The 13,342-nt window shown below is 47.6% G+C and carries 12 protein-coding genes; 5 read left to right on the top strand and 7 right to left on the bottom strand.

Translation table 11 applies throughout. The features are described from left to right. The coding region (locus AC3A8L_RS13895) for a TroA family protein (RefSeq protein ID WP_487962867.1) at positions 1 to 303 on the top strand (303 nt) is incomplete at its 5' end. Positions 304 to 637: 334 nt separating this feature from the next. Here AC3A8L_RS13895 and AC3A8L_RS13890 read toward each other — a convergent pair. The 7 genes from AC3A8L_RS13890 to AC3A8L_RS13860 form a co-directional block, all read right to left on the bottom strand. Continuing rightward, on the bottom strand, positions 638 to 1,099 hold the full coding sequence (locus AC3A8L_RS13890; RefSeq protein ID WP_487962866.1) for a hypothetical protein: 462 nt from the start codon (positions 1,097 to 1,099) through the stop codon (positions 638 to 640). 497 nt (positions 1,100 to 1,596) lie between these two features. Continuing rightward, positions 1,597 to 2,667, bottom strand: a complete 1,071-nt coding sequence (locus AC3A8L_RS13885; protein ID WP_487962865.1) for a 3-deoxy-7-phosphoheptulonate synthase — start codon at positions 2,665 to 2,667, stop codon at positions 1,597 to 1,599. A gap of 307 nt (positions 2,668 to 2,974) precedes the next feature. Beyond that, a complete protein-coding gene (locus AC3A8L_RS13880; RefSeq protein ID WP_487962864.1) occupies positions 2,975 to 5,257 on the bottom strand; it encodes a HAMP domain-containing protein in 2,283 nt (760 codons plus the stop codon). A 99-nt stretch (positions 5,258 to 5,356) separates the two neighbouring features. Then, positions 5,357 to 6,892 carry an apolipoprotein N-acyltransferase gene (lnt, locus tag AC3A8L_RS13875; protein ID WP_487962863.1) on the bottom strand — a complete coding sequence of 512 codons (1,536 nt, stop codon included), beginning with the start codon at positions 6,890 to 6,892 and terminating at the stop codon, positions 5,357 to 5,359. 14 nt (positions 6,893 to 6,906) lie between these two features. Further along, a complete protein-coding gene (locus tag AC3A8L_RS13870) occupies positions 6,907 to 7,764 on the bottom strand; it encodes a CorC family transporter (RefSeq protein WP_487962862.1) in 858 nt (285 codons plus the stop codon). Positions 7,765 to 7,830: 66 nt separating this feature from the next. After that, entirely contained in the window at positions 7,831 to 8,298 is a 468-nt protein-coding gene (ybeY, locus tag AC3A8L_RS13865) for an rRNA maturation RNase YbeY (protein WP_487962861.1), read from the bottom strand. 3 nt (positions 8,299 to 8,301) lie between these two features. After that, entirely contained in the window at positions 8,302 to 9,363 is a 1,062-nt protein-coding gene (locus tag AC3A8L_RS13860) for a PhoH family protein (protein WP_487962868.1), read from the bottom strand. A gap of 431 nt (positions 9,364 to 9,794) precedes the next feature. Between AC3A8L_RS13860 and trmH the strand changes: the two genes are divergently transcribed. From trmH to AC3A8L_RS13840, 4 genes are all read left to right on the top strand, one after another. Next, a complete protein-coding gene (trmH, locus tag AC3A8L_RS13855) occupies positions 9,795 to 10,502 on the top strand; it encodes a tRNA (guanosine(18)-2'-O)-methyltransferase TrmH (protein ID WP_487962860.1) in 708 nt (235 codons plus the stop codon). Next, positions 10,499 to 11,200: a pseudouridine synthase gene (locus tag AC3A8L_RS13850; RefSeq protein ID WP_487962859.1), complete on the top strand. Its 702-nt coding sequence runs from the start codon at positions 10,499 to 10,501 to the stop codon at positions 11,198 to 11,200. Before trmH ends, AC3A8L_RS13850 begins: the two co-directional genes overlap by 4 nt. After that, positions 11,197 to 12,783 carry an alpha/beta hydrolase gene (locus tag AC3A8L_RS13845; RefSeq protein WP_487962858.1) on the top strand — a complete coding sequence of 529 codons (1,587 nt, stop codon included), beginning with the start codon at positions 11,197 to 11,199 and terminating at the stop codon, positions 12,781 to 12,783. The genes AC3A8L_RS13850 and AC3A8L_RS13845 overlap by 4 nt, the downstream gene beginning before the upstream one ends. Positions 12,784 to 12,907: 124 nt before the next feature. Further along, positions 12,908 to 13,276 (top strand): rhodanese-like domain-containing protein, encoded by a 369-nt coding sequence (locus AC3A8L_RS13840; protein WP_487962857.1) that lies wholly within the window; start codon positions 12,908 to 12,910, stop codon positions 13,274 to 13,276. Positions 13,277 to 13,342: the final 66 nt, after the last annotated feature.

Raw genomic sequence — 13,342 nt, 5'->3', positions numbered from 1 at the left:
GATGTAATTCGTTTGTGTGGTGGGAAAAATGCTTTTGGCGATGCGGTAACCTTAGCGCCAAAAATCAGTTTGGAATCTGTTTTCTACCGCGACCCGAAAGTGATTATAGCAAGCGGTATGGGGGAGGCGAGGCCGGACTGGCTCGACAATTGGAAAGAATGGCCTAGCTTATCAGCTGTCAAAAAAGGGAATTTGTTCTTCATTCCCCCCGACATTATTCAGCGCCATACACAGCGTATATTGGAGGGCGCCGCGATGATGTGTGAGCAGTTGGAGCAAGTCCGGCAAGTCACCGAACTTTAGTGAGTAATTAGGGGCGAGGCAATAATAGTTTATCCAATTAGGCGAAGAAATCGGCTTTCTTATCGAGGCGCATAAAGGGGCGCATGCCTGGGCATGCAACACTTTGAGTAACGAAGGTAAGGAAGTCGATATCAAGTATTAGTGGATGAAATATTGTTTTCTTGTCCCTTATCTTAGGGGGCGAGGCAATAATAGTTTGTCCAATTAGACGAGGGAGCCTGTGTTCTCAGCAAGGCGCTCGAAGAGGCGCATGCCGGGGCATGTAACGCTTTGAGCAACGCAGTTGAGGAGACAGGAAACAAGTATTATTGGATAAAGTATTTTTTCCTCGACCCTAGTGCTCAAGCTGGGTTACGAGTGCAGAGCTGTACTGAAACATTGATTCAATAAAATCATGATATTTGGATTGCTGGGGGATGGTTTCTAAGTGACTGTGGCTAATGGTGCCTGCACTCCATTCCACAATAGTTTTACCGTACTGCCACTCTTCGTTGGGTTTGTCGTTGCTAGCAATTAATTGAAGGCGGCTAGGCTCTATATCAAAGGCCGCGCTAAGTTCTGTGACAAAGCGCGCCACAGAGTAATTGCCACCAAAGGCTTGGTAGACAAAATTAGGGATGAAAACGTAGTCTGTGCCGGACATGGGCGTTATTCGAATTTCTTGCCAGAAGCTGAGTGGATTTTTTAGTTCATCATGTAGCTCAGTCATGACTTCATGGTTTGCTGTGCTTTTGCTGAGCGCAGTATTTTGTGAGCTAGAGTATGCAGAAGTTTCGGTTGAGTGATGTGACGTCATTGCATGAACCTCTTTTGTTATTGTGGTGGCGTATCACCGTTACCTAGTTTTTATTATTTTGTAGTGGTAACACCTTAAGTGTACACCTCTACAGAATTGTATCTAGGTCACTTTGCAAGCCCTTCTGAGAAAGAGTACGCAAAAATGGTGTCTTTTAAACCATTGGTTTGATGTACGCCAAAAATTACCTGATAAGTGGTAATAGAGGCTTGGCTGCTTATTGTTAAATGCGATAACAGGGCTTACGGGTTGTTTTGCTGGGCATAGCCTTGTGGTAAGGGCCGAGGAAGAAATACTTTATCCAATAATACTTGCCTCCCACTCCCTCAACAGCGTTGCTCAAAGCGTTACATGCCCCGGCATGCGTCCCTTTGAGCGCCTTGTTGAGACAGCGGGCGCCCTCGTCTAATTGACAAACTATTATTGCTTCGCCCCTAATGCTTATTCGGGGCGAAAAAAAGGCGGCCTATGCCGCCTTTTGGATCTTCAACAGGGCGTTAGCCGCGTTTGGGTAGCGCTGTTTTCAGTTGTTCGTGCATATTCAGTAAAACGTCTTCAGTGGTTTCCCAGTCGATGCAAGCATCGGTTATGGATATACCATATTCCAAGTCGTCTAAATTGGCGGGGATCTTCTGGTTGCCTGCGTTAATGTGGCTCTCAACCATAATACCCATGATAGACGAGTTGCCCTCAAGGATTTGATTGGTCACATTTTCGACAACAAGTGTTTGAAGCTCGTGATTCTTGTTTGAGTTGGCGTGGCTGCAGTCGACCATAATATTGGTGGGGACTTTGGCTTCGGCTAAGGCCTTCTCACAAAGAGCTACACTGACTGAGTCGTAGTTTGGCTTGCCATTGCCGCCGCGAAGTACAACGTGCCCGTAGGGGTTGCCTCGCGTGTGGATAATGGAGACTTGCCCGTTGCCATTAATCCCTAAGAAGCGGTGAGGGCTGCTGACGGATTGGAGCGCATTAATAGCAACGGTTAATCCACCGTCGGTACCGTTTTTGAAACCAACAGGTGAAGATAGGCCACTGGCCATTTCACGGTGGGTTTGAGACTCGGTAGTACGCGCACCAATGGCGGACCAAGAGATTAAGTCTTGGAGGTATTGGGGTGATATAGGATCAAGCGCCTCGGTGGCGGTAGGCAGGCCTAGCTCGGCGATATCTAGCAGCAGTTTGCGGCCGACATGCAGACCATCTTCAATCTTGAAGGAGTCGTTGATGTAGGGGTCGTTGATCAAGCCTTTCCAGCCCGTAGTGGTACGGGGCTTTTCGAAATACACGCGCATGATGATAACGAGTGTATCGGATACTTTATCGGCAAGTACTTTCAGGCGATGCGCGTAATCCATGGCAGCTTTGGTGTCATGGATAGAGCATGGTCCAACGATAACCATTAAGCGATTATCTTGGCGGTCAAGGATGTTGCGAACAGTGGCTCGACCCTTGGTGACCACGCTTTCGGCGCGCTCGGTCAAAGGGAGTTCTGCTTTCAGTTCTTCAGGAGAAATTAGAATTTCTTGAGAAACAAGATTAAGGTCATCAATGTTTGAGTTTGTCATAGCTCGTCATGTGCTTGAAAATGAAATAGTGTGCCATTGTACTGAGTTAACACGCGTAAAGTCTATGTCTGATGGTACATTGGCGGTAGGCAATTATTATGTTATTAGCGAGATTTTAAGGGGGCAGGCAGTGGTCGCTTATCCCTTTTGGCGAATGGTAAAGATGCCGAAATCAAGTAATGATAGGGTGAGATATTGTTTCCTCGCTCCTTATTCACCCCTTTGAGTGAGTTTCTGTTTCTCGTAAATGATTTATTTGTCTAGTCTTCGCTATGCTTCTGGCAAAGGCGTCTTCAATTTCAGAGGGTTAGGCCACTCTATCGGCTTCTGTTTCACACAGCTGTGACGCTAAAATGACTTTCAGCTTAAAGGGTGCGAAGTCGTCAGTCGGTAGAGCGTTATCGTGCAAGATAATTTCTATGTCGCAACCAGCATCCTGTAAGTAAGTTTTCACCGCGTCCATTCCGGCGCCTCGCCCTGATATGGCCGTGACTTGTTCAGCCGTTGATACGCCAGACATAAATAAGCAGTTAGCAATTTCAGCTGCAGAGTCGATAGTAGTTTTGTCCCGATGTCCTGCGGCGATGGCTTTTTCTCTGAGTCGCTTGAGGTTTAATCCCCGTCCATCGTCCCAAAACCATAGGGTATTATTTTCGGTTTGCTGCTCGATATGTAAATGTATGGTTCCTGCCGTTGGTTTTTGGTTGGTTAAGCGTTCATCTGGAGGCTCAATACCGTGATCAATCGCATTGCGAAATAAATGAGTAAAAACATTGTTGATAAGCTCTTTGTGGCCGCGGTGCAAAAAGAGGCCACGTAATTGCATATCGAGTTTTGGCGCTGGTTTGTCGAGTTGTGCAGCAACGGAGGGTAGCGAATTAAGGAGATCGCTTAGTGCATCTTCCATCGTGATCGTATCGAGTTTCTTCAGTAAGTGTGCGACTGACGAAATATCGTTGTTGTCGGACTGTTGGAGCAGTGTTTGATAGTCTTGTTGGCTGAGTACAATACTGTCTTCTGGGAGCTCATTCGTGTTGTTTGCGGCCAGTTTCTCATTGCGTATTTGCTGATAGAAATCTACGGCTTTGCGCACTGAGGCGAGCTCATTTAATAGTTGTTGCTGATCCCAGGTGTGGGTGGGGTCTTTGCGTAGCTGGTCGTAAGTGGTTTCTGCCTCATGTACTACGTCGGTAATCGCTGCAAATTGGTAGGTACGAGAATTGCATTTGATGGTGTGCATATTGACGAAAAGCTTGGCAATAGCGGCAGCATCTTTTTTACTGGTCGCTTTTATGATGTTTTCGTTCTTTTCGAGTAGCGATTGAGTGTTATTCATAAAACTCGCAAATTTTGCGGGGGGAAGGCGAATGACTTTCCCGACTATTTCGAGTTCTCTTTTTTGTTCTTCGGCTTCTGCCTGCATGGCTCTTAGCTCTGTGACATCGCGTACTGTGACCATTATCTTGTTAATTGTACCGTCGGTAATAATTGGGTCCCAGTCAAGTTCAATGATTTGTGCTTGCAGGCCTTCTTGTTGAATGACGTATTCTTTGATCAATAGCTGTTCATTGAAGCCAAACATCATCTCATCAGCGCCTAATAGGCTAGATACGGCCGTATTAATTTGGTCCCTCTGGTCGCTGCCAATGTTGGCTTTACTAAAGAGTAATTCGCTATAGGGTTGTTCGGCAACGTTTTTGGTTGAAAATATTTCCTCAATAAAACTCGAATATTCTTTATGAATGGTTTCGTGTTTAGTAATGATGAGCAGGCCTTGATGCATGTTCTGCATCATGCTCATCAAGTCATTGGTTCGCTCACGCAGCTTATCCATAAGTTCGTTAAAACTTTGGGTTAGCCGCCCAATTTCATCACTTGAGGTTACGGGAATGTTTTGTGCGATACCTCCGCTTTGTGCAATGTGATGCAGTGATTTCGAAACGCTAATGATGCTGCCGACAATAATTCGAGCAATAGTGTAGACGGTGAGCGTTAGTATCAAAATGCTAGACACCCAAATGACAAAGCCTGACGTTAGCATTAGCTCTGAATTATGGTTAGCTTTATTAATGTTGCCTGAGAAGTTGCTATGTGAATAAGAGCGGAAGGTTTCCAGTTGTGTTTCTAACAGTTCTAGCTGCGCTTCTTTATTCTTGGTGCGTGCGCCGATGGTGCTGTAATCGACTTCGCCAGTTGCCATCTCCTCCGCAATGGCTTTTGCAGCATTAAAGTAATTTTCAAAGTTTTTTTGAATGTCGGATATGCTTTTCTTTTTAATGGGTTCTAACGCTAGGATCTCGTTAAAGTCGGCGCGCATGGTGTCTGCGGTTGTTTCGGCAGATGTTAAATGTTCAAGTTCACCGGTGAGTGCGACGGTACTGAAGAGTTCGGACATGCGTTCGAGGCGAACACCGTTGGAGGTTGATTTTTCTAGAATGGGGAAGTAGGTGTCTCGAACGTTGGTCAGTAAATCGGTATTTTGGGTGTTGATCCACACGTTAAACGCGAGATATCCGCCAAAACCAATAATGCTCACGATGGCGATAAAATATATCTTCAACCGTACCGATATACCGCTAAAAATTTTCACGCACGAACTCCAAAATAATCCCTTTCCGGAGTATAGCTAAGAGGTGCGCCGGTGCTAATAAGGCTTTGTTAAGGGACTAATTATCCGATAGTTGGTTAATTAATTCCTTAAATTGTTATAACGTTGATGAACAACGCAACAAAAAATAATAAAAAAGCCAATAAGCACCATTGGCCAAGAACGCCAGACCATGTAGGGCGTTGTTCCGTCCATTCGGCTAACTTCGCCGGTGATGGCTTCGCGAGTGAATCGGCCCCCGTGTTTTATGACATCGCCTGAGGGGGCGATAAAGCCGCTAATGCCGTTGTTGGTTGCTCGAATAACATAGCGGCCAGTTTCAATGGCGCGCATCCGTGCCATTTCAAAGTGTTGCAGTGGGCCATTGGAGTACCCGAACCATGCATCGTTGCTGATGGTAAGAATAATGTCCTTATCGCGTGCAATTTCGGCAATTAAGTCGGGGTAGACAATCTCATAACAAATGGCGGCAGCAATGAGTACGCCATTCGCATTTAAGCCCGCTTTGCTGAAAGGCCCCCTATGAATGATGGACGTGGGAAGGTTGAAAAAGCTAATGATTCCCCTGAGCTGTTCTTCAAAAGGTACATATTCGCCAAAGGGCACAAGGCGTTGTTTGAAGTATTCGCCGCTACCTGAACCACGAGCAATAATCGCGTTGTAGTATTTATAGGCGCTGTAGTCATCGTAAATAATACCCGTAATGAAAACCGTGCCCTGTGTTTTACTGTATTCGTGAATCTGGTCGAGTAGCGGTGCTGCTTGATGATAGGGGTATGGAATGGCCGCTTCAGGCCAGATAACCCAGTCCAGGCTCCACAATGGTTCGCTGAGCTCACTAAAGGTATCCAGTGTTTGGCTGTAGTAGGCGGGATCCCATTTGTGTTCTTGGGGAATGTTTGGCTGCATAAGGCCAACACTGATTTTGTAAGGCTTTTCTTGGGTCCAAGCAATTTGTTTTAAACTTGCGCCGGCTACATATAACGTGGCGATTGCGGCAATGACCGCCATAGGCATTTTATGGCTATTTCTATGGCTTCGGCTTTGACGATAGTGCTCCCGTAACCATAAAGCGCCGGCGGACATTAAGCAGGCGCAAAGGGATACGCCAAATACTCCGAAGATCGGTGCAAAGCCACTCAGCGGTGTATTGATTTGGCCATAACCCACATAAAGCCATGGAAACCCAGTAAATAACCAGCTACGCATCCATTCACCCAATACCCAGAGCGCGGTGAAGCCAAGGGTTTGGCCCAGTAAGGTGCCGCTTAAGTATCGGCCGTAGAGGTAGTAGGGAGCTGCAAATATTGCCGCTAAGCCTGTAATGAACAGCGCTGTTAAGGTTAGTGCAATAATGTTTGAGCTATTGCCAAACTGTGCAATGGCGACGTGAACCCAGGAAACTCCTACGCCAAAAAGTGCTAAACCGGCAAAAAAAGCGAGTAAAAGTGCACGCTTGGGTGTGCTGTTACGCAGCGCAATAGCAATAAAGAATATGCCGAGAATGCCGGCAGGCCAAAGGCTGTAAGGTGCCATCGAAAGGGGGATCAAAGCGCCACCCAAGGTAGCGACGATAAGGCAGATCCACGGCCTCCAGCGTTCGCAGAGCAATTCCATAATACAGTTCTAGCTTAGATTCGAGTAAGGCGGATAAGGTGTATTTGTCGGTTGTCGGCATAAAGAATGCGAAAACGGAAACCCTTGAGATCAACGACTTCGTTGCGAGCCGGCATATGGCCAAAGGCCTGGGTTAAAATACCACCAATGGTGTCGAAGTCAGCGTTATCGAGATCGCTGTCGAAATGTTCGTTGAAGTCATCGATTGGCGTTAAAGCTTTGACGATAAAGTCTTCGACGGAAACGCGTCGAATAAAATCATCATCGTCATCATCGGTTTCATCCTCGATTTCACCAACGATTTCTTCGAGAATATCTTCAATAGTAACTAAGCCCGAGATGCCGCCATACTCATCAATAATGATGGCCATGTGGTAGCGTTTTTCCCTAAATTCTTTGAGTAAGACATTCAGGCGCTTGCTCTCGGGGATAATGTTCGCAGCACGCAGCATATTTTCAAGCTCAAACGGCTGGTCGCGATTTAATAGCAGCGAAAGCATATCTTTGGCTAGAAGTATGCCGCGAATGTCATCAATGCTTTCACCGATAACAGGAAAGCGGGAATGGCAGGAGTCGATAATTTTGGGGAGAAATTCTTCTGGCGTTTCGTCGTGCTTAATAACGACCATTTGCGAGCGCGGGACCATGATTTCTCGCACTTGCAAGTTGCTGACACTTAAAGCGCCTTCAATAATTTCTAACGCTTCGTTATCCAGTAGTTTATTACTGGCGGCGTCTTTGATGATTGTGAGTAGTTCTTCGCGAGACTGAGGTTCGTTGTTTGAAAAGTTGTGTATCAACTTGTCTAGCCACGATCGTTCTTGTGTGCGCTCTTTAGCCGCGGATTGGCTACTCGGTGGTTCTTCAGGCATGGTGTGATTTCTTAAATTGTAAGCATTGAGTCAGAGTGACGGTGTGGCAATAGGGCAAACATTAGCTTATGCCTCTAGGTCTTCGTAAGGGTTAGGATACCCCAAACTGGCGAGAATATGCGTTTCGAGTGTTTCCATTTCGCAAGCTTCGTCGTCTTCTATGTGGTCATACCCGAGCAAATGCAAGGTACCATGGATTAGCATATGGGCCCAATGTGACTCTGGCGTTTTACTTTGTTGCTCTGCTTCTTGTTGAACGACATCGGCGCAGATAACAAGATCACCTAATAGCGGCTCCTCTATAAAGGCAGGTAGGTCGCTGGGGAAAGACAAAACATTGGTGGGTTTATCTTTGTGGCGGTACTGCAAGTTTAGCGCTTGGCTTTCTTCGCAAGTGACAATGCGCACGCTAAGCTCGCTGTTGCGTTTATCTTCTGGCAGGGCGGCCGATACCCACGCGATCATTTGCTGCTCTGTAGGCAGGCCTTGTGTCGGGCAGGCTATTTGCAAATCTACATAGGGTGTCTGTGCCATTACTTAACTGTCATCCGATGCGTCGTTAATTTTGCTAGCGGTTGCGATGGCGTGAGCGCGCAATTTTTCGTCTTGTGCGCGTCGGCGTTTTTCAATGGCATCGCGTTCGGCTTCGCTGGCTTCGTAAGCCTCAACAATACGTTGGACCAATGGGTGGCGAACGACATCTTTGGCGGTAAAAAGCGTAAAGCTAATACCCTCAACCCCTTTTAGAACGCTGACAGCATGCTGTAAACCGGATGCGCTGCCGCGTGGTAAGTCGATCTGGCTTGGGTCGCCAGTAATAACGGCAGTAGAACCAAAACCAATACGCGTCAAAAACATTTTCATTTGTTCTCGAGTGGTATTTTGGCTTTCATCGAGGATGACAAATGAGTTATTCAGCGTGCGCCCGCGCATGTAGGCTAGCGGGGCAATCTCAATGACCTGCTTCTCTATCAGTTTGCCGACGGTTTCAAAACCTAGCATTTCGTAGAGGGCATCGTAGAGCGGGCGAAGGTAGGGGTCGACTTTTTGGCTGAGATCGCCGGGCAAAAAGCCCAGCTTTTCGCCGGCTTCAACAGCAGGTCTGACCAGTAAGATGCGCTCACACTCGTCACGTAGCAGTGCTTCAACGGCGCAGGCTACGGCTAAATAGGTTTTGCCCGTACCGGCAGGGCCAATACCAAAGTTGATATCGTTACGCCGAACCGCGGCCACGTAACCTTGCTGGTTGAGCCCGCGAGGCTTAACAGAGCATTTTTTAGTGCGAATTACGGGTGCTTCGTAGGGTTGTTTTGTGTTGCCAATGGCTACGAAGGCGTCGGCACCCGCCTCTTGTAAGGCAAGGTGAACTTCCTCGGCGCTCACATCGTTATCGGCTTCTGTGAGTGAGTAAATATCCTCGAGCACGATTTTGGCAATGCTGGCGCGTTCTTGAGTGCCGTGAATGGCAAAAGCACCACCGCGATTGTGGATCTTTACATCAAGGCGGTTTTCAATTTGTTTGAGATTGCCGTCCAGATTTCCGCTCAAGCTAGCTAGGCGCCGTGAGTCTTCGGGTTGAAAGTTGACATCAATCGAGATGGTGAGGGGCTCTGGAGAGCTAGATTCGTGCTGCGAGGAAGGCTGGTCACTGGACAATGTGGAGGTTTCTCAATAGCGAATAAGATCATAGATTAACCTATTTTAGTCAAACAAAGAAACGCTTTTCTGTTATGAAAACAGGCATTATTAGGCCTTAAGGTTCCACCGATAGGGCGCCGAATAATATTGACATTCGCCGTGAGTAGGACTTTTCCGTAGAATGTACCATCCCCGCAACGATGTTGGTTAAAAAGTGATCAATCGGGCGCAAGCCCTTTTAAGCGTAAGTCTTGAGAGGGTGACCTATAACTTTGCACACAGTTATCAACAGATTCTGTGGGTAACTTTTTAACGCGTAGTTTGGCGCTGAGTTCAACGCGGAAAAAATTAACGTGCTGGTGCGTATTCGCGCTTGTAAAACAGGAGATTGTATGACCCCCGAGCGACATTCAAAGATTAGCGCTGTACTCGCGGCACGCCAACCGGATTTGACGTTGGTAGCAGACGAGGTACACAAGGGGCGCAATATGGCGGCCATGGTGCGGACTTGCGATGCGGCGGGTGTTTCCAAGATGTATGCCGTTGTGCCCGAGGAAGGTTATAACCCCTATCGTGGCACCGCTTTAGGGGCGAATAAGTGGGTGGATGTTGAACATTGCGATAGCTTAGAAGAGCCGCTAACAGCATTGAAACAGCAGGGGTTTCAGATTGTCAGTACGGCGTTAGATAATTCGGCATGTGATTATCGCGAGGTCGATTACACCAAACCCACGGCGCTGGTTATGGGTAATGAAAAAACGGGCATTAGCGATACAGCAAGAAGAATGACGGATCAGTGCGTGACTATCCCTATGGTCGGAATGGTCGAGTCGCTCAATGTCTCTGTTGCGGCCGCTGTGATTCTTAATGAGGCACAATATCAGCGTCGCCAAGCCGGTTTTTTTAATCAGGTTCGCTTGGCTAAAGCTGATTACGACCGTTTGTTTTTTCAGTGGGCGCACCCACAAGTGACGCAATTTTGTGATGAGCGCAATTTAGCGTATCCGGCGCTGGGGGAGGATGGCGAAATTGAGCATGCAGCCCAATGGTCGGCGAGTGTGCGCGAAGGCTCGGCCAAGCTGGCAGGGCTATTCGAATGATAAGTATCGTATTTGATCATGCCGATTTTGTTGTTGTGCACAAACCTGCCGGCATTGCCGTTCATGCGCATGAAAGCACAACATTACTAGATCAGGTTAGGAGCCACTTTAACAACGACGCTATTCACCCTGTACATCGTTTGGATATGGGCACATCGGGTTTGCTTATATTGGCAAAAACGGGTGCGGCGAATAAGAAGTTTTGCCAGATGTTTGCTGTAGGGCAAGTACAAAAAATGTATTTGGCCTTGAGTGATGGCCCGACTAAGAAAAAGCAGGGTTGGGTGAAAGGGGATATGGCAAAGGCGCGCGGTGGTAGTTATAAACTTCTGAGGAGTACGCTCAATCCCGCCGTTACTTACGGCATGAGCTTTGGTGAGGTTAGTCAACCGCGCTTGTGGTGGCTAAGGCCAAAAACGGGCAAGACGCATCAGCTTCGCGTGGCGCTGAAGTCTTTGGGGGCTTCCATTTTAGGCGATAGTCGCTACGGCGGAGGCCCGGCAGACCGCCTTTATTTACATGCCTGGGGGCTTCGCTTTAATTATGAAGGGGAGTTATTTGATTTATGTGCTTGGCCGAACTCGGGTGATTATTTCGCGGCATTGTCACAGGCGGGGCGCACTGGCGGGGCTAATAACCCGTGGAATTTAGCGTGGCCTAAAGCGTTTGTTACTGAGCAGGACGTTACGAAACCGTGACTGCATTGCTGTTTTCTATTTGTATTTTTTTATCACTTTGCTTTATTGGTTGTAGCCCCAAACCACAAGTGACTTTTGCACCAGACCCTATTCGCACAGTGCCTTGTCCTGGGCGCGACCATGCTTTTGTTCAGACTCGTTGTGGCCGTTATTACCCGGATGCCTCGCAATCCGCTACCTATATCAGCTTTGCAATACTCACACCGCAGCGGCAAGCTATTGCACCCGCCCAGAAACTGTCGCCGGTTGTGTATTTTAGTGGTGGCCCAGGGGAGGGCGGTAATACTTTAGCCGCCAAGTTAGATCACTGGCGCTATTGGTTGCTTGATGCAGGCGTTAAGAGGCCGTTAATTCTATGGGATAGTCGCGGTAATGAGGGGGCTTGGGGGTATTTTCAGTGTCATGCTTACCGATTGTGGTCTTTGAATCGTTTGCGTTACCCCGAACACGCTCAGGGTGATGAGCTATCACGCGTCAACGCTTGTTTGGATCAATGGCGATTACAATTAGGGTCTTCAGATTTTTCCCAATTTGGTGCACAGCAGAGTGCGCAGGATATTGTCGCTTTATTATTGCAGCTGGGATTTGAGCAGTGGCATTTTATGGCAACGTCTTACGGGAGCCGTATTGCACAAGTCGCCACAACGATTGAGCCTGCTCGTGTGCAAAGTTCTTTGCTCGACTCCCCTTACAGTTGGGCTATTGATAGTCGAGCGGCACATGGGCACCGCTGGCGCGCGAGCTTTAAAGCTATTTTAGCTTGGTGTCAGGCACGTGAAGAGTGCCATCAGGGGGAGTCTGTCGAACCGTTATTCTGGCGTGCTATCGAAGCACTTGATGGTTCTGCCATTAATATGCCTTTTCGTTTTGAGGGCTATCACCACCAAGCGAGCATTGACGCGAATACGTTTGCGCACATTCTATTTAGTGCTTTCTATCGTGCGCAAGCGCTGAGATCTGAAGGTTCGGTGAATGCTGAAACGGGTGAATACGGAAAGTTAGTTCCGCTGCTGAAACAGGTTAGTAACGGAGGCGGGCAGCTTTTACAGCCTTTGGCCGAGCCGGTTTTAAAGCAGAGCTATTCCTCGGTAGCTAACCCCTGGTTGTATTGGATTACTGAGTGTAACGATAATAAAGTCCTTTCCGTTGACAGTTATCGTGCAAGTATTGATCGCTTGGGTGAGTGGGCACGTTTTCTGGCCCCCGACATGTCGCTGCTCATTTGCTTACAGAAAGGCGTCGTGAATGGTCGCCCAAAAGCGCCCTTTACAGAAACTTGGTCAGCGGTGCCTACCGTTATTCTAGTGGGCGAGCTAGACCCTGTGGTTGCGCGTGAGGATGTAAATGCAATGGCAGATTCGCTATTGAGTGGTGTCGTTGTGAATGGCCGCGGCAAAGGCCATGGCTTGTTGGCGGAGGACGTGTGTGGGGCCACCTGGTTACCCTTGTTTTGGTCGGACCCGAGTGCTTTTGTTGGCGAATTGAAGGCACAAGTTGATATCGCGCCGATAGGTGAGCAGCTTGTAAGTATTCCGTTCCCAGGATTGAGTGCCGGGGATTCCCCTTGCGAGCTGCTTCGTTGAGGCTGTAGTTGGAATCGCAGGTTTCTAACATCTACAGGTATCTAGTATCTAAATGAATGTGCTGCTGGCATTGTTTTCTGGCTCGTTGTTTAATAAGCCCACTATTCATATTTTGAGGTGAAGCATGTCTTATCTAAAAGTAGCATCACGGTATTCAGTTGCCACGCGCCGCTCTGTTGTCGTTTTTGCTTTGCTGGCAAGCCTCTTTTCTATTTTTTCAATTAAAGCTTTTGCTGGAGAATCTATGACTTACTGGATTGATGTACGTACACAAGAAGAATTTAATGGCGGTCATGTTAAGGGCTCAGTCTTGATCCCCTATGAGGTTATTAGTGATCATATTGCCGCAGTGACGGCCGACAAAAATGCCGATATTCGTGTTTATTGCCGCTCTGGTCGCCGCTCTGAAGTGGCTAAAGATGTTCTGAAGGCCATGGGGTATGTGAATGTGATTAACGAAGGTGGCTACGAAGAAATTATGTCCCGCAAATAATGGCTGTATTTTTAAGGGCCGAGGAAAAAATACTTTATCCAATAATACTTGCCTCCTACTTCCTCA

This window comes from Marinagarivorans sp., assembly GCF_982758155.1.
The sequence above is the reverse complement of the archived record's forward strand: the minus strand, read 5'-3'. Positions and strand labels throughout refer to the sequence as shown.

What these genes read in the sequence shown, in the direction of transcription:
- AC3A8L_RS13890 (WP_487962866.1), bottom strand. Translation starts at nt 1,099, where the DNA reads ATGACGTCACATCACTCAACCGAAACTTCTGCATACTCTAGCTCACAA.
- AC3A8L_RS13885 (WP_487962865.1), bottom strand. Translation starts at nt 2,667, where the DNA reads ATGACAAACTCAAACATTGATGACCTTAATCTTGTTTCTCAAGAAATT.
- lnt (WP_487962863.1), bottom strand. Translation starts at nt 6,892, where the DNA reads ATGGAATTGCTCTGCGAACGCTGGAGGCCGTGGATCTGCCTTATCGTC.
- AC3A8L_RS13870 (WP_487962862.1), bottom strand. Translation starts at nt 7,764, where the DNA reads ATGCCTGAAGAACCACCGAGTAGCCAATCCGCGGCTAAAGAGCGCACA.
- ybeY (WP_487962861.1), bottom strand. Translation starts at nt 8,298, where the DNA reads ATGGCACAGACACCCTATGTAGATTTGCAAATAGCCTGCCCGACACAA.
- trmH (WP_487962860.1), top strand. Translation starts at nt 9,795, where the DNA reads ATGACCCCCGAGCGACATTCAAAGATTAGCGCTGTACTCGCGGCACGC.
- AC3A8L_RS13850 (WP_487962859.1), top strand. Translation starts at nt 10,499, where the DNA reads ATGATAAGTATCGTATTTGATCATGCCGATTTTGTTGTTGTGCACAAA.
- AC3A8L_RS13840 (WP_487962857.1), top strand. Translation starts at nt 12,908, where the DNA reads ATGTCTTATCTAAAAGTAGCATCACGGTATTCAGTTGCCACGCGCCGC.